Raw genomic sequence first — 19,493 nt, 5'->3', positions numbered from 1 at the left:
GCGCTCGACAGCTGCTGTCGGCCGTCAGAGCAGGTAGGATGTGCATCTATTTGTTAAGTGGCCGGGTTAATGAAATTCAAGGATCTACGGGATTTCGTGCAGCAGCTTGAGCAGCGCGGAGAGTTGAAACGCATTCAGGTGCCCATTTCTCCTGTGCTGGAGATGACCGAGGTCTGCGATCGGACCCTGCGCAACAAGGGGCCGGCACTGCTGTTCGAAAACCCGACCGGCTTTGACATTCCGGTGCTCGGTAACCTGTTCGGTACCCCCGAGCGTGTCGCAATGGGCATGGGCGCCGAGTCCACTGAGGAATTGCGCGAAATCGGCAAGCTGCTCGCCTTCCTCAAAGAGCCCGAGCCACCGAAAGGCCTGAAAGACGCCTGGTCGAAGCTGCCTATCTTCAAAAAAGTCATCTCCATGGCGCCAAAGGTCGTCAAGGACGCGCCCTGCCAGGAAGTGGTCATCGAAGGCGATGATGTGGACCTTGGCATGCTGCCCGTACAGACCTGCTGGCCGGGGGATGTCGGTCCTTTGATCACCTGGGGACTGACCGTCACCAAAGGCCCGAATAAAGAACGGCAGAACCTGGGCATCTATCGCCAACAAGTTATCGGCCGCAACAAGGTCATCATGCGTTGGTTGAGCCATCGTGGTGGCGCGCTTGATTTCAAGGAATGGTGCGACAAGCATCCCGGCCAGCCTTTCCCGGTTTCGGTGGCCCTAGGCGCTGACCCTGCAACCATCCTCGGCGCTGTGACACCTGTGCCGGACAGCCTCTCCGAATACGCATTCGCGGGTCTGCTGCGCGGCAACCGCACTGAATTGATCAAATGCCGTGGCAACGATCTGCAGGTGCCATCCAGTGCCGAGATCGTTCTGGAAGGCGTGATTCATCCGGGCGAAATGGCCGATGAAGGCCCTTATGGCGATCACACCGGTTACTACAACGAAGTCGACAGCTTTCCGGTCTTTACTGTCGAGCGCATCACCCATCGGATCAAACCGATCTACCACAGCACCTACACGGGCCGTCCGCCAGATGAGCCGGCGATTCTTGGCGTCGCGCTGAACGAGGTGTTCGTGCCGATTCTGCAAAAGCAGTTCCCGGAAATCACCGACTTCTATCTGCCGCCTGAGGGCTGCTCGTATCGCATGGCCGTCGTGACCATGAAGAAGCAGTACCCCGGCCACGCCAAGCGCGTGATGCTCGGCGTCTGGTCGTTTTTGCGACAGTTCATGTACACCAAATTCGTTATCGTCACCGACGACGACATCAATGCCCGGGACTGGAACGACGTCATCTGGGCAATCACCACGCGCATGGACCCCAAGCGCGATACGGTGATGATCGACAATACGCCGATCGACTACCTGGACTTCGCCTCGCCGGTTTCAGGGCTGGGCTCGAAGATGGGGCTCGATGCCACGCATAAATGGCCGGGCGAGACCACCCGTGAATGGGGTCGCGCCATCGTCAAGGACGAAGCCGTCACTCGCCGGATCGACGACATCTGGAATCAGCTGGGAATAGATTGATGCGCGTAACCTTGCAGCCATCGGGCGCGGTACTTGAGACATTGCCTGGAGAGCGGATTCTGGACGCCGCACAGCGTCTGGGCTATGAGTGCCCGCAAAGCTGTCGCAATGGCAATTGCCATATCTGTTCGGCGCTTCTGGTCGAAGGCAGCGTCGTGCAGAACGGGCAGGTCCTGAGCCATGGCGAGATATACACCTGTCTGGCCGTGCCTGAGGAAGATTGCGTGGTGCTTTGGGACAGCGTGCTGCCTCTGGGAGAGTTGCCGGTGCGCAAGTTCGCCTGTCAGGTCACCGAGTGCGCGGACGTGGGCGGGGATGTCTGGCGGGTGATGCTGCGCGCCCCCGCTGGCAAGCCGCCGCGCTACCACGCCGGCCAATACCTGATGATCGCCCGCGATGATGGCGAGAAGTCGGCCTTCTCCATGGCGTCATCCCCTGAAAGCGGTCGGGATCTGGAATTCCACGTGCTCGCCCGCGAAGCCAGTGCGCAGAACCTGATTAAACAGTTGCAGCGTGACGGCATGGCCAGTGTCGAGCTGCCCTTTGGTGATACCCACCTCGGTGAGCTTCCCGACGGCCCGCTGGTATTGATCGCCGCCGGTACAGGGATGGGGCAGATGCACAGCCTGATCGAACATTGCCGCTCGAAGGGTTTCCCCTATCCGGTGCATCTTTACTGGGGAGTGCGTCGCCCCGAAGATTTCTACGAACTCAAGCATTGGGATGAGTGGAAAACGCTGCCCAATCTTCACCTGCACAAAATCGTCAGCGACCTGTGCGGTTGGGAAGGGCGTTGCGGCATGTTGCATGAAGCGGTTTGCGAAGACTTCGCCGATCTGAAGTCGATTCAGGTGTATGCCAGTGGTTCGCCCAACATGGTGTATGCCACGCTAGACGCGTTGGTCGTCGCGGGAATGGATGCGCACCAGATGCGCGCTGACGTGTTCGCCTACGCCCCACGCTCCTGAGGGATCTCTCGGGAAACCGACAAATGGTAGCGCGTCCGCACGCCACGTCCTGCCGGGCGGCGCGGGGCGTGGAGTGCAAATTGCATCGCAGATCGGGCCCAGGCTGCTTTTCTGACGTGACGGATCACGTCATGGTTGAGTCTGATAGGCATGCGGTCGTGACCTCAAAGCGCCTGAGCGGCACGGCCTGTTTTACATGTTATGAGCGCTACGCTGACCTTGATAAGGTCGGAAGGAAGCCTGATGGGGAATCAAATCAATAACTTGGTGGCGGCCGTCCATGATGGTTTAGGCCTGGCTTACCCGCCGGTCATCGATCTGGGGCCAAAACTGACACGCGAACAACTCCTCGCTTCCATGCATGCCACGATGTCCCGTCACGAGGGCGGTCCTGTATGGCTGTTTGCGTATGGATCATTGATCTGGCGCCCCGAATGCACCGCCGTAGAGCGTCAACGCGGGCGAGTGCATGGTTATCACCGCGGCCTCTATCTCTGGTCTCATGAGCATCGCGGCACGCCCGAGCAACCAGGGCTGGTCTTCGGTCTGGACCGGGGTGGCTCCTGCAGCGGATTCGCCTATCGGCTACCGGACGACAACCTCGACGAGTCACTGCTCGCCCTTTGGCAGCGGGAAATGCCGTATCCGTCCTACCGTCCTCATTGGCTCAGCTGCCGCCTTGAAGACGGCACCAAGGTGCAGGCTCTGGGTTTCGTGCTGGAGCGGCACCTGCCCAGCTACGCCGGAAATCTGCCCGACAGCGTCCTGACTCAGGTTCTGGCAAGCGCAGCCGGCCGATACGGCACCACCCAGGAATATGTCGAACAGACGATCCACGCGCTGCGCACCCATGCGATGCCTGATGTGACGCTGGAAGAGCGATTCAATCGCTGCCGGCCGGTATTTTTGGCGGTTTGAGGCGCGGCCCATGGCGTTATGCGCGCAGGCAGCTTAATTGTGGGCGACAGCAAGCTGGCGCCCACAGGGGCATGTGTTAAACCTGATATCTCGGTAAGCCACAAGTCCTGTAGCAGCGCGGCGCGCCGACGGTGGCGTTCTCATGATCGCTACCGCCGGCAAGCCGTGCTGCTACAGAGCGAAGGTCACGTCGTTACGCTGTCGCCTCACGCGACTGACTCGCCACCCGCGTATGCCGCAGTGTCGGTGCCAGGAACACGATGGACAGCAGGCAGGACGCCACTAGAATCACGAAGCCGCCATCCCAGCCGAAATGGTCCACGGTGTAGCCCATCAGCGCACTCGCCGCGACCGACCCGCCCAGATAACCGAACAGACCGGTAAAACCCGCCGCAGTCCCGGCCGCCTTCTTTGGGGCCAGTTCCAGAGCCTGCAAGCCGACCAGCATCACTGGCCCGTAGATCAGGAAGCCGATGGAAATCAGAGCGATCATGTCCACAGTCGGGTTGCCTGGCGGGTTGAGCCAGTAGACCAGCGTCGCGACGGTCACCAGCAACATAAACACAATGCCGGTCAGGCCACGATTGCCACGGAAGATCTTGTCCGACATCCAGCCGCACAGCAGCGTGCCCGGAATGCCCGCCCACTCATAGAAGAAATACGCCCACGAGGTCTTGTCGACGTCGAAATGCTTGGCTTCCTTCAGATAGGTCGGCGCCCAGTCGAGCACGCCATAACGTATGAGATAAACGAAGACGTTCGCCAGCGCGATGTACCAGAGCATTTTGTTGCGCAGGACGTATTTGACGAAGATTTCCTTGGCGCTGAATTCCTTTTCGTGGCTCGCGTCGTAACCTTCCGGGTAGTCGTTCTTGTATTCCTCGACCGGTGGCAAGCCGACCGATTGCGGGGTGTCGCGCATGGTGATGAACGCAAACAGCGCCACGAACAAGGCAACGGCCGCAGGCACATAGAATGCCGCGTGCCAGTCATTGGTCCAGCCCAGGCCCAGCAGAAACAAAGGGCCGATCAGGCCGCCGCCGACGTTGTGCGCCACGTTCCACACTGACACCACGCCGCCGCGCTCTTTCTGCGACCACCAGTGCACCATCGTCCGGCCACTTGGCGGCCAGCCCATGCCCTGCGCCCAGCCGTTGATGAACAGCAAGATAAACATGATGGTCACGCTCGACGTCGCCCAAGGCGAGAAACCAAACACGAACATCACCGCAGCGGAAACCAGCAGGCCAAACGGCAGGAAATAGCGCGGGTTGGAACGGTCGGACACCAGCCCCATCAGGAACTTGGACAGCCCGTAAGCAATGGCAATCGCAGAAATCGCCAGGCCCAACTCACCTCGGGTGTAACCCTCGTCAATCAGGTAAGGCATGGCGAGCGAGAAATTCTTGCGCAGCAGGTAGTAGCCCGCATAGCCGAAGAAAATACCAGCGAATATCTGCCAGCGAAGGCGGCGGTAGGTGCTGTCGACGCGCTCTTCAGGCAGCGGGGCCTGATGCGCGGCAGGACGGAAAAAGGCAAACATCGGAACACTCCAAGGGTTTTTATATTGTTATGCGAAACCGAATATTACATTTTCGTTACAGAAAATAGGAAGGCTTCTCAGCAAGGAAAGTTCCGTAATCAGGCCCTTTGGCGTGTTGGATTACGAACATGGCGTAAATGTGTATCGCGTTGTTAGACGTTTAGGATCCGTCCTACTTGATCATCAGAATCGGTCACCTTATGAAGCCCTTTCTGGGGCCATACCATCGCTGCCATCCGCCGGCAGGACTCGACCGTTCACCCAGGCGAGCAATGACTACCCCCCCTCTCACTACGTCCGCTGCAGTGGGTGCGCGGTAGCGAACGCATCACCATACTCAAGAAGGATTCCAGCTTTGAAAAAATGGATGTTTTGTTTTCTTTGCCTTTGGTGGGGAGCTGCGGCTGGCGAGGAGATAGAGTTGATCCTTGAGCAGGAAAAAGCCCCATCGTGGCCGCGATCACTTTACGAAGCGGGAACCTCAGGCTGGGTTCTTGCCCGCTTCAGCGTTCACTACGACGGCTCGATCACGGGTGTGAAAGTGATCGAAAGCTCCCATCCGAAGTTTGCCCGCTCTGTTGATCGAGTGATTCCAATGTGGAGGTTTAGGCCTTGGGCCGTCACCGCCGAAACGCCGGCAGTGATTGAGGTCACTCATGAGTACTATTTCACCCACTGGCGTGATGGACCCGACCCCATCGCCTGGCTGCGGCAGCGAGTGCGCCACCTTCGTTGCGCCAAGTTCAACAAGTCGCTGGCGACCTTCAACGCCAACCCTGTCGGGCGGCAGATGCCCGACATGGACGTCTTCCGGCACACATTCTCAGTAATAGCGAGGAGGGCGACCCATAAAAAGCTGACAGACGAGCGGCGATATTCCGTCGGAGAAACGCTTACCGCTGCGATCCCTCAAATCATCAGCCACTGCGAAGCCAATCCAGAAACGCGATACAGGGACGCCTTGCCGGAGCAGGTACGTGAACTTTTGTGAGTGATTCTGGCGTGGCCATGTGAGGCCGCGATGCCTGTTCGATTTCCAGGCAACTATTTTTTTTCTGAGGAAGTACTCATATGGCGTTGTGGGCTGGAGTCCGTGGGATCCCTGCACCAAGCTAGCGCCTCATGGAGTTCACGAGCAATTGTGGTGTCCGGTTTGGGAGAGCGATACAGCGATATACGGTCTCCATAGCCACCGTGTCGGGATAGAAACGCAGATCTTCGATCTGCGTTTCTAGGCTTCGTCGCTTAACGAGTCGCGTTCACGGGGACTTCCGGCATCCGCAAGTGAGGGGCTATAGCCGATGCGAACTCAGTTACAGCAACGTCAATGTTGCGCTTGAGCACCAGCGTTGCGCGTTCGATTTCAACCATGGCCGCCGGTCCTGGGATAAAAACAATCTCTTTCACGGGATGGGCGTTCGACGTTTCAGGCGCTGATCCTTCTGCAATAACTGCTGGGATCTGAGCCGCTTGCGATCCTGATGCTGGTTTCAGTTCCAAGGCCAGTCGCATTTCCTCCAAGGCAGCTTCCTCGGCCCTATGTTGTGCCAATGCTCGCGCTGCAGTTTCGGCTTGTTGCTGTGCGAGTTGGCGAGCTGCCAGTTGAGCCGCTTCCTCTGCTTGGCGTTGTGCCAGTTGGCGAGCAGCTTCCTCTGCCATACGTTGAGCATGCAGACGTGCTGCTTCTTCTGCCTGACGTTGGGCTAGCTGTCGAGCAGCTTCTTCAGCTTGGCGTTGGGCAATTTGACGCGCTGCTTCCTCTGCTTGTCGTTGAGCGTGTAGACGGGCGGCTTCGTGTATCTGCGCTATCACCGCTGAAAGCTGATGAACAAAGTTTTCGAGGTGCCATGCGCTCTCATAAGCAATGAACTGGTTTGTCATTGCCGCAATTTCTGGGGCTACACCAACTGGAGCGCCCAACCCACTGAATTCCTGCGCGGTCAGATGTTCGCTATGAGGAGCATACCCTGGCGGTAGTGTTGCCAATTTGACAGACCGCAGCCACCAGGCCACGTCCTTGTATCGAGTCGCGATCTGCAACTCCGACATGCCTGAAATCGGACCCAAGTGAGCAGCCACTTCTATCTGAAGTCGTTGAGGAAGCTGGTGAACCAATGTTGAATAATGCGTCATTTTAGAATTTCCCTATATTAAACCTGTGATTGAAATCTGTATGTGCTTAGGTTTTGGGCCTGACCCCGAATTGCCATGGGTTGGGCCCAATTTTTATCTCTTGAGTAATCGCTTCTTTGAGCCATTCGCGGACGGCTGAGGGTAGTAAAAAAAGTTAGTACTCTGTGTTTAAGGTGCTAGTAGTGTTCTGGTTTGAAACCGGGCTTGCCGTTGGTGGCTCGCCACTCTTTAACCTCTTTAACAATACCTTCGGGGGAGTTGTCAGATAACGGTTTCGGGTAATAGATCAAGTCAGAACCATAAGGGTGCTCGCTCATTTGATTGAACTGATAAACTGCCTCTCCGTGTTGGCGTTCGGTTCTGTATTCTGCCCTGCATATTTTTCTTACAAAGTCGAGAAAGTCAGACTCAGTAACTTCTTCAATTTTTTTGTCTTGCATTGCTGCTCCTAATCGCTACGTAGCTCATTGTGGATTTTTTTATGATTGAGTGGGGTGTTTATCACTAAATTGTCTAGGTCGTACACCGCTCCTTCTTTCCAAATGGGTGAGATGTGATGAATTTCATACCACACATTTTTCCCGTTTTGCTCAGCGTAAGGCGCGATCGGAGAATTTCCTTTTCGAATTAGCTGGATATTTTCTTCGGTCATGTATTTTGTAGCTTCAGGAAGTTTTGAGATTTCTCTCCAGATAGCTTTTTTCAAACTTCTGAACTCAGCATAGCTTCTGTCTTTCAGTGTGTCAGCTACTGCGGTCGGAATAGGCGACCCTAGCCCTTTGGATGCGGATAATTCCCAGTTTGGATCGGTAGCGCCTCCCATACCACTAACGATCCCAGGCAAATACCTGGGGCTCTTTAACATTACATATACAGGATCTAGCCCCGACTCCTCCGGGAAAACCAGAATGAAGTCGCCTTCGTCCTCAGCGTCGTAAGTCGGATAGTCCCCCAATGCTTCCGAAACAGGCGTTAACGGAGCTCCGAAATAGTGATCTACGTCCCGAGTATCACTCGGGAGGTTAGTGGAGCTATTCCCTGGGGTTACGGTAGGCGTCCAGACCAGACTTGGTTTCGTGTCGCCGTCACGAGTGAATTCGTACCTGTGCGTGCCAGGGTTATATATAAATGACCGAACACGAACTTTCGTACCGACAGAAACGCCATCAGCTGTGACCCATGCAGTGGCTAGCTCTTCCGCCGTTTCCTCAAAGGTCATACGATGGGTGACGTCAACGGTCCCCCTACGGCTCGCTATGAATCCCAGGTCTACATTACTGGCCACGCCCAGTTCTGCCGCCGCTGTAGCGAAAGTAGAAGGGCCGATCTCGCCGTCTGCTAAGTCCGTTGGGTACAGCAAAGCGAGGTGTGGTAGCGCTCTGCCCAAGACTTTGGCTGCTTGCTGGGTGAATAGCTTTTCGGCAATGGACTTGGCGATATCCTGCGCGGTGGGCGCGTTCTGTGGGGAAGTAGTTGGCCCCGCAACCACCTGCCAGAGTCGGCCTGATTCGGACGCTTGCTTTATCGAGATTTTCTCGTGCGCAACAGAGCTGTGTTGCAGCTGCCAAGATTCCTCGGCATAGGCTTTAGAAAGAAACTCGGACTTCTCAATGAGAAGTCGTTCAGCATCCACAAGTACCACTGCTTCCAGCGCATCGGCATACGCAGCCACCCACGCTTGATGGATGTGATGGGCTTGTTCCGCGGTAGTGCTGCGAGATAGCAAAATGGCTTTGTAGCGTTCGCCATTGATACTTAGAGGGTCGGCCCCCGTAAATGAATGAGCACTGCTTATCTTCAGCTTACGTAAGGCAGACTTTTGCGCAATCAAATAGTTGATCCGGGCCTTCTGCTGCAGAATCGCGTCCAGCAATGGCTGGCCCGTGCCTGAGGCGCTGGGCGCTAAAGATTCAATTTCTGACTGCAGACGTTCGGCTAGAGCCGATTTGACGTTGGCATGATGCTGGTCGAGACTCGCTTTTGCCGCAGGCTGGGCTTGCGAAAGCGATTCCACGGTCTGGTTGTGAGCACGCTGCACGCGCTCACGCTCTGCTTGTGCTTCGGCGGCAGCTCGAGCCTGGGCTTGTGCGTGTGCTCGGGCCTGTTCCTCTGCTTGCGCCTTGGCGTGGGCTTCAGCGGCGGCGCGTGCTTGCGCATCATGTTGGGCTTGCGCCGCCCGCGCTGCTTGAGCGGCCGCCTGAGCTTGCGCTTGGCTGTTGGCTTCTGCCTGTTGCCGAGCCTCTTGTTCCCGGCGGCGTTTGTCGGCTAGCCGCAAGCGTCGCCGTTTAGAGCCAGAGAGAGTGCCTGGGCGACCTCCTTCGCCACGGCCGCCGCCAGAACCCCCAAGCCCAATGGTCCAACCATCTCTCGAGCCAGGCACTCTGCCGGGAGATCCATATGGATCACGTTCTTTTTGACCCTCCCTGACATGAATGTTTTTCTCGTCATTGTCGCTCATACAGTTTCTCCTTTTTTGTCTGTATGGCGAGCACCTAATTCAAGTTTTTAAACTGGCGCAATCCGACACTGATATTTTTTCAGTGTTGGTTTGTAAGTTGGTGTGTAGAGATTTTAAAATGCTTTGATAATGATTGGGTTCGTGCGCGTTTACATATTCTCGTAATTAAAAGCCTCGCGAAGTTGCGAGGCTTTTAATTGTCTAACGTTACCTCACCCCAACTACCACCTTCCCAACCGCCTTCCTCTGCCCCAGCGAGTCAATCGCTTCCCCAGCCTGTTCCAGCGGATAAACCTTCGATACCAGCGGTTTCAACTTGCCTTCACCAAACCATGTGAACAACTGCTGAAAGTTCGCCGCATTGTCCTGCGGTTGTCTCTGCGCAAACGATCCCCAGAACACGCCAATCACGGATGCGCCTTTCAACAGCGCAAGGTTCACCGGCAACTCAGGAATGCGCCCGCTGGCGAAGCCGACGACGAGGAGGCGGCCGTTCCAGGCGATGGAGCGGATGGCCTGGTCGAAGAGATCACCGCCGACGGGGTCGTAGATGACGTCGACGCCGTTGCCGTGGGTGAGGCGTTTGAGTTCGTCCTTGAGGTTGCTGTCGCTGTAGTTGATCAGTTCGTCGGCGCCGGCGTTTTTTGCGACGTCGAGTTTTTCCGCGCTGCTGGCGGCGGCGATGACGCGGGCGCCCATGGCCTTGCCGATTTCTACCGCGGCCAGGCCTACGCCGCCTGACGCGCCGAGGACGAGCAGGGTTTCGCCAGGTTGCAGATTGGCACGCTGTTTCAGCGCGTGCATGGAGGTGCCGTAGGTCATGCTGAAAGCGGCGGCGGTTGTGAAGTCCATCGCTTCGGGGATCGGCAGGACGTTGTAGCCCGCGACAGCGATCTGTTCGGCAAAGCTGCCCCAGCCGGTCAACGCCATCACTCGGTCGCCCACTTTGAGGTGGCTGACTTTTTCGCCCACGGCCGAGACGACACCGGACGCTTCGCCGCCTGGAGAAAACGGGAAGGGTGGTTTGAATTGGTATTTGCCCTCGATGATCAGGGTATCAGGGAAGTTGACCCCGGCCGCGTGCACGTCCAGCAGGATTTCATTCTTCTTGGGTTCAGGCGTCGGAATGTCTTCCAGCACCAGGTTTTCGGCGGGGCCGAAGGCTTTGCAGAGCACGGCTTTCATCGGGGACTATTCCTTTTCCTGTGATGGCCGATAAGTGTAGGTAGAGAGGTTGTGGGGTCAATGAGCATGCCCCGGCCTGATAGGCGTGCATAAGCTCTAGTAAGCTATGGCGCGAACCGGATTGAGGAGTGGACTGTGAAAGCGTGGATTCTGATGTTGTTGGCGTTGTCGGCACCGGTTGTGGCGCTGGCCGAAGAGGGCGGCGAGAAGGAAGACCCGAACAAGGTTTCCTATGTAGCGCTGACCCCGCCGTTCGTAGGCAACTACGCGCTGGACGGCAGCCCGAAGCTGCACGTCTATAAGGCTGACGTAGCGTTGCGGGTCAAAGGCGCCGAGGCGCAGAAGCTGGTGAAGCAGAACGAGCCGCTGATTCGTAATCAGCTGGTTGCACTGTTCACTCAGCAGACGGTCGACAGCATGAGCAACGTCGATGCCAAGGAAAAGCTACGTCAGGAAGCGTTGAAGCAGACGCAGCAAGTGCTCAGCCAGGAAACCGGCCAGCCTGTGGTTGAAGACCTGCTGTTCAATAACTTTATTGCTCAGTAACGCCAGCTATGTAGCGACCGGCGGGTGAGTGTCTTGTCGCAGTCCGGCTTGCCGGCGGCAGCGATTTTGAAGACGCCGCTGCCGGTAAGCCGTGCTGCTACAGCGCGGCGCGATGGTGATCGACTTCAACATCCGGCGCCGTGATGGCGTGTTATCAAGTCCTCAGCTCAAAGCCAGCACTGCAGCCCATTGCTCGGCCGTCACCGGCATGACTGACAGTCGGCTGCCTTTGTGCACCAGTGGCAGTTGTTCCAGTGCGGCCTGTTGTTTCAGGTAACCCAGACTCAGCACTTTGGAGAAGGTTTGGACATGTGCGACGTCGATGGCGCTCCAGGGATTCTTGTCCTTGCTCGCCTTGGCGTCGAAGTAGTGGCTCTTGTTGTCCAGCGCGGTGGGATCTGGATAGGCGCTTTCGATGATCTTTGCGATACCCGCAATCCCGGGCTCTGGACAACTCGAGTGATAGAAAAAGAACTCGTCGCCTACTGCCATGGCTCGCAGGAAGTTGCGCGCCTGATAGTTGCGAACCCCGTCCCAACGGGCTTTTTCGAGTTTTTGCAGTCCGCTGATCGATAGCTCGTCGGGCTCGGATTTCATCAGCCAATAGGCCATTTTCTGGGGCTCCTGAACGGGGGCTGGGCAGGTTGTCCTACGCTTTCGTGACAAACCGACAGTCGGTTGACGCCAGTATTTGCGTGTTGGTTCACGTTACCGCAGAATGCCGGGATTTTCAGGGCTACACCGTTACGCGACCTACAGAAACAAGTCGCGAACGCTAGTTTTTGGTTTGCCAAAGGGGGGCAATCAATGCATCGCAAGCCGGATTTACTATGGATTTTGGTCATTTTGTTCGGCTTGGGCATTGTCACCACCGGATACGCGCAGGGGCTGTGGTCCGCCAAGGCCGATGCGCCGGTTGAAATCACCCAGCAACAACAGCAACAGCCTCGCCGCTGATTGAGCGCTGGCAGCCCGGCTTACCGGGCTGCTGCAAAAAATCGCTACGCCATCACGCCAAATACCAACGCTTGTCCGACACCGTTCCTTGCAGCGGTACATCCCAACTGGCGACAGCCAGCTTTTCGACTTTCTGACATTCGTGGGCCAGACCGAGCAACACCGGTTTCTGCCAGGCCTTTCGGCGTGCCTGATAGGCCAGGCTGCGATCGTAGAATCCGCCGCCCATGCCCAGCCGCCCGCCTTGATCATCGAAACCTACCAGCGGCATGAGAATCAGGTCCAGCGCCCAGATCTTGCATTGTTTTCTGGCATCGATGCGGGGTTCGGGAATCCGGAAACGGTTGGGCCTGAATCTTTCTCCCGGCCGCACGCGCTGAAACACCATTTTGGTTCGGGGCCAGGCGCTGAGTACCGGCAGATAAGTCTTTTTCCCACGACGTTGAGCCTCGCGCAGCAGCAAGCGCGGATCGATTTCGCCGTCCATCGGAAGGTACAGAGAAACATGCCTGGCACGGCGGAAAAGTGGATTTTGCGCGAGTTGACGGTACAGACCCTGTGCCGCCTGTCGCTGTTCTGCGCGACTGAGCGTGCGACGGGCCTTGCGTAGAAGACGACGCAATTGGGGGCGAGAAAGGGTTGAAGAATCGTTCAGGGAAGCGGCGCCAGAAGAGTTCATGCAGGCGGGTCCGTGCGATTTGGATGGGGGATCGAAACATCAGGCTGATTCACGATCGTCGCCCCATTTCCACCGCCAGACAGGACGTCTGGCAATGGTTTGAGAATTTGAGACTCCCCGACGAACCGCTGTCGGTGTAGCCCTTGAACCCGAAAGTTCAAGGTGGAGATTGCAGGAGGCTTTAAGGCTTTCCGTCGAGCGGACATGCACACCAACCCCAACGTGCAACCCCCGTGGTTGTGCGTATCGGCTCAGGGACATGACCGACTGGCAAGCACTCCAGGGAGCGGTGGCAAGTATACCGAATCATGTCGCAACAATCAGCCTTGTGCTTTTGGCTCATCCGTGGCAAGGACCAGGTCCACGCGGTCCAGAAGATCGCGCACCTGCTCGCGGGTCGAACCGCTGGTTTGTGCTTCGGGCAGTTCCTGCTTGTGCAACAGATCATGGGTAATGTTGAGCGCTGCCATCACCGCAATACGGTCAGCACCGATGACTTTGCCGCTGCTGCGGATTTCTCGCATCTTGCCGTCCAGATAACGCGCGGCGCTGACCAGATTGGTGCGCTCCTCCTGAGGGCAGATGATCGAATACTCTTTGTCGAGGATTTGCACGGTGATGCTGTTGCCATTACTCATGAGTCTTGCTCCAGGGCCTTGAGGCGCGAAATCATGGACTCGACCTTTTGCCGGGCGATTTCGTTCTTTTCGATGAGGTGAGCGCGTTCCTCGCGCCAGGTTTTTTCCTGAGCTAATAAGAGTCCGTTTTGACTTTTTAGTTGCTCGACACGATTGATCAATAACTCCAGTCGAGCCATCAGCGCTTGCAGGTCATTGTCTTCCATTGTTTTCCACTGATTACTTTCAGATGAGTGGTGCAGGAGCTGGCGTCTGGACTCGCCTTGAATATCGCCTGATAGCTTGGGCGCGTCTGCCGGTGCTACGATACAAGGCCTTCATTCTAGACATTGCGCCGCTTGGCGCCTAGTTGCCCATGCCTAATCAGAATTCCCCGTACAACGCATTCGCCACTTTGCTCGAAAGCAGTGGTCATCCAGTCTCTCCCGCCGAGCTGCACGGCCTGTTGCTAGGCCGCAGTTGCGCAGGCGCAGGCTTCGATGCAGACGACTGGATCGAGGACGCAAAGCTGCTCCTGGAGACCGAGCCTGAAGCCAACGTCCGTCAGGCGTTGATCGGCTTGCAGGAAATGGTGAAGAACGAACTGACCGGTGACGACATGACCGTCGTGCTGCTGTTGCCCGGCGACGATGAGTCGCTGACCGCCCGAACCACGGCGATGGGGCAATGGTGTCAGGGCTTTCTCAATGGCTTCGCTCGGGTCGGCGGCCAGTCGCTGAGCGAAGACGCCCGCGACGTGCTGCAGGATTTAGCGGCCATCGCGCAGATTCAGGACACTCTGGAAGAATCCGAAGACGGCGAGAGCGACTACATGGAAGTCATGGAGTACCTGCGCGTCGCGCCGCTGCTGCTGTTCACCGAGTTCAACAAGAAAGCAGAACCTGAAGCGAAGCCTTCTTTGCATTGATTGCATGTCGTTGCCGATCCGGTCATCTTCTTCAGGTCGATGACCGGCGCCCACCCGGAGGACCCTCCTTGCCCATGATTCATATCCCGAAAGCCGAATATGCCCGTCGCCGCAAAGCCTTGATGGAGCAGATGGAGCCCAACAGCATCGCCATTCTGCCGGCTGCTGCGGTGGCGATTCGAAATCGGGATGTCGAGCATGTGTACCGCCAGGACAGCGACTTCCAGTACCTGAGCGGCTTCCCCGAGCCAGAAGCGGTGATTGTGCTGATCCCCGGCCGCGAGTACGGCGAATACGTGTTGTTCTGCCGTGAGCGCAATCCCGAGCGTGAGTTGTGGGATGGTCTGCGCGCGGGTCAAGACGGGGCGATCAGGGATTTCGGCGCCGATGATGCATTTCCCATTACCGACATCGACGACATCCTGCCCGGCCTGATCGAAGGCCGGGATCGGGTGTATTCGTCGATGGGCAATAATCCCGAGTTCGACCGGCATGTGATGGAGTGGATCAACGTCATCCGCTCCAAGGCGCATCTGGGTGCGCAACCGCCGAAAGAGTTCGTTGCCCTGGATCATCTGCTGCACGACATGCGCCTGTATAAATCGGCGGCAGAAGTGAAAGTGATGCGCGAGGCCGCGCAGATTTCTGCAAGGGCCCACGTTCGTGCGATGCAGGCCAGCCGCGCCGGGTTGTACGAGTTCAGCCTGGAAGCCGAGCTGGATTACGAGTTCCGCAAAGGCGGGGCGAAGATGCCGGCCTACGGTTCGATCGTCGCCTCGGGCCGCAACGCGTGCATCCTGCATTACCAGGGGAACGACGCGCCGCTCAAGGACGGTGATCTGGTACTGATCGACGCCGGTTGCGAAATCGACTGCTACGCGAGCGATATCACACGCACGTTCCCGGTCAGTGGCAAGTTCTCGGCCGAGCAGAAAGCGATTTACGAACTGGTGCTCAAATCCCAGGAGGCAGCGTTCGCAGCCATCAAGCCCGGCAATCACTGGAACCAGGCCCATGAGGCAACGGTTCAGGTGATTACAGCAGGATTGGTGGAGCTGGGTTTATTGCGAGGCGAGGTCGATGAACTGATCGCCGCCGAAGCGTACAAAGCCTTTTACATGCACCGCGCCGGCCATTGGCTGGGCATGGATGTGCACGATGTTGGCGAGTACAAGGTCGGCGGAGAGTGGCGTGTGCTGGAAGTCGGCATGGCGCTGACCGTCGAACCGGGTATTTATGTCGCGCCGGACAATCAGAATGTCGCGAAGAAGTGGCGCGGGATTGGTGTACGAATCGAGGACGATGTCGTGGTGACCAAAAAAGGCTGTGAAATCCTGACCGGTGGCGTGCCAAAAACAGTCCCTGAAATCGAGGCCCTGATGGCCGCAGCGCGAACCGAGGCCGCATGAGCCGTTTCAATCTGGCGATTGTCGGCGGCGGGCTTGTGGGTGCCAGCCTGGCTTTGGCATTGCAGGCCGGCGCCAAGGCGCGGGGCTGGAAGATCGTCTTGATTGAGCCCTTCGCGCCAGGCGATACCTATCAGCCCAGCTATGACGCGCGCTCGTCAGCATTGTCCTTCGGTGCTCGTCAGATCTACGAACGCCTGGGGCTCTGGCAGCAGATCAGTCGTCGTGCCGAACCCATTCTGCAGATTCAGGTGTCCGACAAGGGACGCTTCGGCGCAGCGCGCCTGTCGGCGATGCAGGAGGGTGTGCCTGCTCTGGGCTATGTCGTTGAAAACGCCTGGCTCGGCCAATGTCTGTGGCAGGGTCTGGATAAAGACGTGATCAGTTGGCGTGTGCCCGCAGAAGTGAAACAGATGCAGGCGCTCGCTGACGGTTATCGACTGACCTTGAGCGATGAAACCCAACTGGATTGTGATCTGGCAGTGCTTGCCGATGGCGGTCGCTCCGGTCTGCGCGAGCAACTGGGTATCGGCGTGCGCGCAACGCCCTATGACCAGAGCGCGCTGATCGCCAACATCACCCCTGGGGAAGCCCATTGCGGTCAGGCGTTTGAGCGGTTCACCGATGAGGGGCCGATGGCATTGCTGCCTCTGCCGGACAATCGCTGCGCGTTGGTCTGGACCCGCAAGCCTGAAGAAGTGAAGCGTTTGATGGCGCTGGACGACCGCGTCTTCCTGAGTGAATTACAGGGCGTGTTCGGTTATCGCCTTGGCGCGTTGACGCAGGTCGGCGTGCGTCATATGTATCCGCTGTCCCTGATCGAAGCCGACGAGCAGGTGCGGTCGCATCTGGTTGTGTTGGGCAACGCCGCGCACAGCCTGCACCCGATTGCCGGTCAGGGATTCAACCTGTCGTTGCGCGACGCTGCGTCGCTGGCCGAGGCGTTGCTTGCCAGCGACTCAGTGCCGGGCGATCTGGCGACGTTGCAGGGTTATCGTGATCGGCAACGGCTGGATCAGAAGTTGACAGTGGGCTTCTCCGATCAGGTCACCCGGCTGTTCGGCAGCCAGCAACCGGTCATCACTGCGGGTCGCAACATAGGCTTGCTCGGACTGGACCTGCTGCCGTCGGCCAAAAGCTGGTTCGCTCGCCAGGCCATGGGGCTGGGAACGCGAGCCGATGTCTAATCCCTCTTTTCATACGTGGCCGTTGCCACAGGCGAGAATGATTTAAAGCATGGAAACGCGCGCAGATCTGCTGATTGTCGGGGCTGGAATGGTCGGTAGCGCACTGGCGCTGGCGCTGCAAAACAGCGGGCTGAACATCCTGGTGGTCGACGGTAGCCCGTTGAGCGTCAAGCCGTTCGATCAGAGCGCTGCTTTTGAGCCGCGGGTCAGCGCACTGTCTGCGGCCAGTCAGCGAATTCTTGAACGCTTGAATGTGTGGGACGGCATCGTCTCTCGCCGCGCAAGCCCCTACGGCGACATGCACGTGTGGGATGGCAGCGGCACGGGCAAGGTGCATTTTTCTGCATCGAGTGTTCATGCTCAGGTGCTTGGGCATATCGTCGAGAACCGAGTGGTGCAAGACGCCTTGATCGAGCGTCTGCACGACAGCGATATCGGCCTGTTGGCCAATGCGCGGCTGGAGCAGATGCGTCGCTCCGGCGATGACTGGCTGCTGACCCTGGCCGACGGTCGCACGTTGCGGGCGCCACTGGTGGTCGCTGCAGATGGTGCCAATTCCACGGTCCGGCGCATGACGGGGACGGCTACCCGCGAATGGGATTACATGCACCACGCCATCGTCACCAGCGTACGAACTGCCGAGTCCCACCGCAAAACAGCATGGCAGCGCTTCACCGATGACGGCCCGCTGGCTTTTCTGCCGCTTGAGCGTGAGGGCGAGCACTGGTGTTCAATCGTCTGGTCCGTCACGCCCACTGAGTCCGAGCGGCTGATGGAGCTGGCGGACGAGGCGTTCTGTCGCGAGCTCGAGAAAGCTTTCGAGGGGTGTCTGGGGCAGGTGATTTCAGCTGATCCGCGTCTGTGTGTGCCGCTGCGTCAGCGTCACGCCAAGCGCTATGTCGCTGAAGGTCTGGCGCTCATCGGCGATGCCGCACACACCATTCACCCGCTGGCCGGGCAGGGGGTCAATCTCGGGTTTCTCGATGCCGCCGTACTCGCCGAAGTGCTGCACAGCGCGGCAGAGCGTGGCGAGCGCCTGGCCGATCAGAAAGTGCTGAGCCGATACGAGCGCCGCCGGATGCCGCATAACCTGGCATTGATGGCGGCGATGGAAGGTTTCGAGCGGCTGTTCCAGGCCGATCCGCTGCCTGTCCGCTGGCTGCGTAACACCGGTTTGAAGATGGTCGATCAGTCCTCAGAGGCCAAGGCAATGTTCGTGCGCCAGGCACTGGGCCTGACTGGAGACTTGCCGGAGCTGGCGAAGCTCTGAGGTAGCAGTCTTCGCCGCCTCAGCAGGATTTTCGGGTGCCATCCTGCAACATCTGGTAACTGCTCTGTCCGGACTTCGGTTGAGATGCCAGATGCGATTCACTACCATTTCGCCTCATTTTCGCAAACGAGATTTCAGCATGCAGGCGAGCAAGCGTCTTCTGGCTGCCCTGGCATTGACCGTGCTCGGCAGTACCGCCCAGGCCGCTGATGAAGTGGTGGTGTATTCCTCCCGTATCGACGAACTGATCAAGCCGGTTTTCGATGCCTACACCGCCAAGACCGGAGTGAAGGTCAAGTTCATCACCGACAAGGAAGCGCCGTTGATGCAGCGCATCAAGGCCGAGGGGCAGAACGCAACCGCCGACCTGCTGCTGACCGTCGACGCCGGTAATCTCTGGCAGGCCGAGCAGATGGGTATCCTGCAACCCTTCACCTCGCCGGTCATCGATGCGAACATCCCTGCACAATATCGCTCCTCGACCCACAGCTGGACTGGCCTGAGCCTGCGTGCGCGGACCATCGCCTACTCCACCGACCGGGTCAAACCGGAAGAATTGACCACCTACGAAGCGCTGGCCGACAAGCAATGGGAAGGTCGTCTGTGCCTGCGCACCGCGAAAAAGGTCTACAACCAGTCGCTGACCGCCACGCTGATCGAAACCCACGGCGCCGAGGCTGCGGAAAAGATTCTCAAGGGCTGGGTCAACAATCTGTCCACTGACGTGTTCTCCGACGACATCGCGGTCCTTGAGGCGATCAACGCCGGGCAATGCGATGTCGGTATCGTCAACACCTACTACTACGGTCGCTTGCACAAGCAGAACCCCGATCTGGCCGTGCGGCTGTTTTGGCCGAACCAGTCGGATCGCGGGGTACACGTAAACTTGTCCGGCATTGGCCTGACCAAGTACGCACCGCATCCCGAGGCTGCCAAAGCGCTGGTCGAATGGATGACCGGGCCGGATGCGCAGACGATCTTCTCGGGCACCAATCAGGAATTCCCGGCCAACCCCAAAGTTGCACCCTCTGAAGAGGTGGCGAGCTGGGGGGCTTTCAAGGCTGACACGATTCCCGTGGAGATTGCGGGACGACGTCAGGCCGAAGCGATTCGCATGATGGATCGTGTTGGCTGGAATTGATTACACACGCCGCTTCCACTC

General features: G+C 58.0%; 20 protein-coding genes and 1 other RNA gene. 11 read left to right on the top strand and 10 right to left on the bottom strand.

Features of this window, described 5'->3' with window-relative positions; genetic code table 11:
- Positions 1 to 69 precede the first annotated feature (69 nt).
- The 3 genes from ubiD to D3M70_RS23890 all read left to right on the top strand — a co-directional run bounded on the left by ubiD (position 70) and on the right by D3M70_RS23890 (position 3,422).
- Entirely contained in the window at positions 70 to 1,536 is a 1,467-nt protein-coding gene (gene ubiD, locus D3M70_RS23900; protein ID WP_120128073.1) for a 4-hydroxy-3-polyprenylbenzoate decarboxylase, read from the top strand.
- Positions 1,536 to 2,504 carry a CDP-6-deoxy-delta-3,4-glucoseen reductase gene (locus D3M70_RS23895; protein ID WP_120128072.1) on the top strand — a complete coding sequence of 323 codons (969 nt, stop codon included), beginning with the start codon at positions 1,536 to 1,538 and terminating at the stop codon, positions 2,502 to 2,504. Before ubiD ends, D3M70_RS23895 begins: the two co-directional genes overlap by 1 nt.
- A 243-nt stretch (positions 2,505 to 2,747) precedes the next feature.
- On the top strand, positions 2,748 to 3,422 hold the full coding sequence (locus D3M70_RS23890; RefSeq protein ID WP_120128071.1) for a gamma-glutamylcyclotransferase: 675 nt from the start codon (positions 2,748 to 2,750) through the stop codon (positions 3,420 to 3,422).
- A gap of 193 nt (positions 3,423 to 3,615) precedes the next feature.
- Here the strand turns inward: D3M70_RS23890 and glpT are convergent, their stop codons facing one another.
- Positions 3,616 to 4,965, bottom strand: coding sequence for a glycerol-3-phosphate transporter (glpT, locus tag D3M70_RS23885; protein ID WP_120128070.1), 1,350 nt, complete (start codon positions 4,963 to 4,965; stop codon positions 3,616 to 3,618).
- 355 nt (positions 4,966 to 5,320) lie between these two features.
- On the opposite strand from glpT, the gene D3M70_RS23880 reads away from it, so the two are divergent.
- A complete protein-coding gene (locus D3M70_RS23880; protein ID WP_120128069.1) occupies positions 5,321 to 5,956 on the top strand; it encodes an energy transducer TonB in 636 nt (211 codons plus the stop codon).
- Between the two features lie 254 nt (positions 5,957 to 6,210).
- Here the strand turns inward: D3M70_RS23880 and D3M70_RS23875 are convergent, their stop codons facing one another.
- The 4 genes from D3M70_RS23875 to D3M70_RS23860 all read right to left on the bottom strand — a co-directional run bounded on the left by D3M70_RS23875 (position 6,211) and on the right by D3M70_RS23860 (position 10,741).
- Positions 6,211 to 7,098 (bottom strand): hypothetical protein, encoded by an 888-nt coding sequence (locus D3M70_RS23875; protein ID WP_120128068.1) that lies wholly within the window; start codon positions 7,096 to 7,098, stop codon positions 6,211 to 6,213.
- A gap of 176 nt (positions 7,099 to 7,274) precedes the next feature.
- Positions 7,275 to 7,538, bottom strand: a complete 264-nt coding sequence (locus D3M70_RS23870) for a bacteriocin immunity protein (protein WP_120128067.1) — start codon at positions 7,536 to 7,538, stop codon at positions 7,275 to 7,277.
- A gap of 8 nt (positions 7,539 to 7,546) precedes the next feature.
- Positions 7,547 to 9,556, bottom strand: a complete 2,010-nt coding sequence (locus D3M70_RS23865; protein WP_120128066.1) for an S-type pyocin domain-containing protein — start codon at positions 9,554 to 9,556, stop codon at positions 7,547 to 7,549.
- 207 nt (positions 9,557 to 9,763) lie between these two features.
- Positions 9,764 to 10,741 (bottom strand): NADPH:quinone oxidoreductase family protein, encoded by a 978-nt coding sequence (locus tag D3M70_RS23860; RefSeq protein ID WP_120128065.1) that lies wholly within the window; start codon positions 10,739 to 10,741, stop codon positions 9,764 to 9,766.
- 135 nt (positions 10,742 to 10,876) lie between these two features.
- Between D3M70_RS23860 and D3M70_RS23855 the strand changes: the two genes are divergently transcribed.
- On the top strand, positions 10,877 to 11,287 hold the full coding sequence (locus D3M70_RS23855; RefSeq protein WP_120128064.1) for a flagellar basal body-associated protein FliL: 411 nt from the start codon (positions 10,877 to 10,879) through the stop codon (positions 11,285 to 11,287).
- 162 nt (positions 11,288 to 11,449) lie between these two features.
- Here D3M70_RS23855 and D3M70_RS23850 read toward each other — a convergent pair whose 3' ends face one another.
- Positions 11,450 to 11,899, bottom strand: a complete 450-nt coding sequence (locus D3M70_RS23850) for an EVE domain-containing protein (RefSeq protein WP_120128063.1) — start codon at positions 11,897 to 11,899, stop codon at positions 11,450 to 11,452.
- A 195-nt stretch (positions 11,900 to 12,094) separates the two neighbouring features.
- Here D3M70_RS23850 and D3M70_RS23845 point away from each other — a divergent pair, with 195 nt between their 5' ends.
- Entirely contained in the window at positions 12,095 to 12,244 is a 150-nt protein-coding gene (locus D3M70_RS23845) for a hypothetical protein (RefSeq protein ID WP_120128062.1), read from the top strand.
- Positions 12,245 to 12,296: 52 nt separating this feature from the next.
- On the opposite strand, the gene D3M70_RS23840 is transcribed toward D3M70_RS23845, so the two are convergent.
- The 4 genes from D3M70_RS23840 to D3M70_RS23825 form a co-directional block, all read right to left on the bottom strand.
- A complete protein-coding gene (locus D3M70_RS23840; protein ID WP_375233021.1) occupies positions 12,297 to 12,923 on the bottom strand; it encodes a 5-formyltetrahydrofolate cyclo-ligase in 627 nt (208 codons plus the stop codon).
- 110 nt (positions 12,924 to 13,033) lie between these two features.
- A non-coding RNA gene (gene ssrS / locus D3M70_RS23835) (6S RNA) lies at positions 13,034 to 13,212 on the bottom strand.
- Between the two features lie 31 nt (positions 13,213 to 13,243).
- Complete coding sequence (locus D3M70_RS23830) at positions 13,244 to 13,561, bottom strand: cell division protein ZapA (RefSeq protein ID WP_093465947.1); 318 nt, start codon at positions 13,559 to 13,561, stop codon at positions 13,244 to 13,246.
- Entirely contained in the window at positions 13,558 to 13,767 is a 210-nt protein-coding gene (locus D3M70_RS23825) for a TIGR02449 family protein (protein ID WP_062379587.1), read from the bottom strand. The genes D3M70_RS23830 and D3M70_RS23825 overlap by 4 nt, the downstream gene beginning before the upstream one ends.
- 149 nt (positions 13,768 to 13,916) lie before the next feature.
- On the opposite strand from D3M70_RS23825, the gene D3M70_RS23820 reads away from it, so the two are divergent.
- The 5 genes from D3M70_RS23820 to D3M70_RS23800 all read left to right on the top strand — a co-directional run bounded on the left by D3M70_RS23820 (position 13,917) and on the right by D3M70_RS23800 (position 19,472).
- Positions 13,917 to 14,468, top strand: coding sequence for a YecA family protein (locus tag D3M70_RS23820; protein ID WP_120128061.1), 552 nt, complete (start codon positions 13,917 to 13,919; stop codon positions 14,466 to 14,468).
- 74 nt (positions 14,469 to 14,542) lie between these two features.
- Entirely contained in the window at positions 14,543 to 15,877 is a 1,335-nt protein-coding gene (gene pepP, locus D3M70_RS23815) for a Xaa-Pro aminopeptidase (RefSeq protein WP_120128060.1), read from the top strand.
- Positions 15,874 to 17,061: a 2-octaprenyl-6-methoxyphenyl hydroxylase gene (gene ubiH, locus D3M70_RS23810; RefSeq protein WP_120128059.1), complete on the top strand. Its 1,188-nt coding sequence runs from the start codon at positions 15,874 to 15,876 to the stop codon at positions 17,059 to 17,061. The genes pepP and ubiH overlap by 4 nt, the downstream gene beginning before the upstream one ends.
- Positions 17,062 to 17,110: 49 nt before the next feature.
- Positions 17,111 to 18,331 (top strand): 2-octaprenyl-3-methyl-6-methoxy-1,4-benzoquinol hydroxylase, encoded by a 1,221-nt coding sequence (locus tag D3M70_RS23805; protein ID WP_120128058.1) that lies wholly within the window; start codon positions 17,111 to 17,113, stop codon positions 18,329 to 18,331.
- A gap of 139 nt (positions 18,332 to 18,470) precedes the next feature.
- Entirely contained in the window at positions 18,471 to 19,472 is a 1,002-nt protein-coding gene (locus D3M70_RS23800) for an extracellular solute-binding protein (RefSeq protein WP_120128414.1), read from the top strand.
- Positions 19,473 to 19,493: the final 21 nt, after the last annotated feature.

Origin of the sequence: Pseudomonas sp. LS-2 (assembly GCF_003605735.1) — a bacterium.
In the GTDB taxonomy this organism is placed as follows: Bacteria; Pseudomonadota; Gammaproteobacteria; order Pseudomonadales; family Pseudomonadaceae; genus Aquipseudomonas.
This window is presented reverse-complemented; position numbering and strand designations above follow the sequence as displayed.

Excerpts from the sequence above, each read along its gene's own strand:
- ubiD (WP_120128073.1), top strand. The coding sequence starts at position 70 with ATGAAATTCAAGGATCTACGGGATTTCGTGCAGCAGCTTGAGCAGCGC.
- D3M70_RS23895 (WP_120128072.1), top strand. The coding sequence starts at position 1,536 with ATGCGCGTAACCTTGCAGCCATCGGGCGCGGTACTTGAGACATTGCCT.
- D3M70_RS23890 (WP_120128071.1), top strand. The coding sequence starts at position 2,748 with ATGGGGAATCAAATCAATAACTTGGTGGCGGCCGTCCATGATGGTTTA.
- glpT (WP_120128070.1), bottom strand. The coding sequence starts at position 4,965 with ATGTTTGCCTTTTTCCGTCCTGCCGCGCATCAGGCCCCGCTGCCTGAA.
- D3M70_RS23875 (WP_120128068.1), bottom strand. The coding sequence starts at position 7,098 with ATGACGCATTATTCAACATTGGTTCACCAGCTTCCTCAACGACTTCAG.
- D3M70_RS23870 (WP_120128067.1), bottom strand. The coding sequence starts at position 7,538 with ATGCAAGACAAAAAAATTGAAGAAGTTACTGAGTCTGACTTTCTCGAC.
- D3M70_RS23865 (WP_120128066.1), bottom strand. The coding sequence starts at position 9,556 with ATGAGCGACAATGACGAGAAAAACATTCATGTCAGGGAGGGTCAAAAA.
- D3M70_RS23860 (WP_120128065.1), bottom strand. The coding sequence starts at position 10,741 with ATGAAAGCCGTGCTCTGCAAAGCCTTCGGCCCCGCCGAAAACCTGGTG.
- D3M70_RS23850 (WP_120128063.1), bottom strand. The coding sequence starts at position 11,899 with ATGGCCTATTGGCTGATGAAATCCGAGCCCGACGAGCTATCGATCAGC.
- D3M70_RS23845 (WP_120128062.1), top strand. The coding sequence starts at position 12,095 with ATGCATCGCAAGCCGGATTTACTATGGATTTTGGTCATTTTGTTCGGC.
- D3M70_RS23840 (WP_375233021.1), bottom strand. The coding sequence starts at position 12,923 with ATGAACTCTTCTGGCGCCGCTTCCCTGAACGATTCTTCAACCCTTTCT.
- D3M70_RS23830 (WP_093465947.1), bottom strand. The coding sequence starts at position 13,561 with ATGAGTAATGGCAACAGCATCACCGTGCAAATCCTCGACAAAGAGTAT.
- D3M70_RS23825 (WP_062379587.1), bottom strand. The coding sequence starts at position 13,767 with ATGGAAGACAATGACCTGCAAGCGCTGATGGCTCGACTGGAGTTATTG.
- D3M70_RS23820 (WP_120128061.1), top strand. The coding sequence starts at position 13,917 with ATGCCTAATCAGAATTCCCCGTACAACGCATTCGCCACTTTGCTCGAA.
- pepP (WP_120128060.1), top strand. The coding sequence starts at position 14,543 with ATGATTCATATCCCGAAAGCCGAATATGCCCGTCGCCGCAAAGCCTTG.
- ubiH (WP_120128059.1), top strand. The coding sequence starts at position 15,874 with ATGAGCCGTTTCAATCTGGCGATTGTCGGCGGCGGGCTTGTGGGTGCC.
- D3M70_RS23805 (WP_120128058.1), top strand. The coding sequence starts at position 17,111 with ATGGAAACGCGCGCAGATCTGCTGATTGTCGGGGCTGGAATGGTCGGT.
- D3M70_RS23800 (WP_120128414.1), top strand. The coding sequence starts at position 18,471 with ATGCAGGCGAGCAAGCGTCTTCTGGCTGCCCTGGCATTGACCGTGCTC.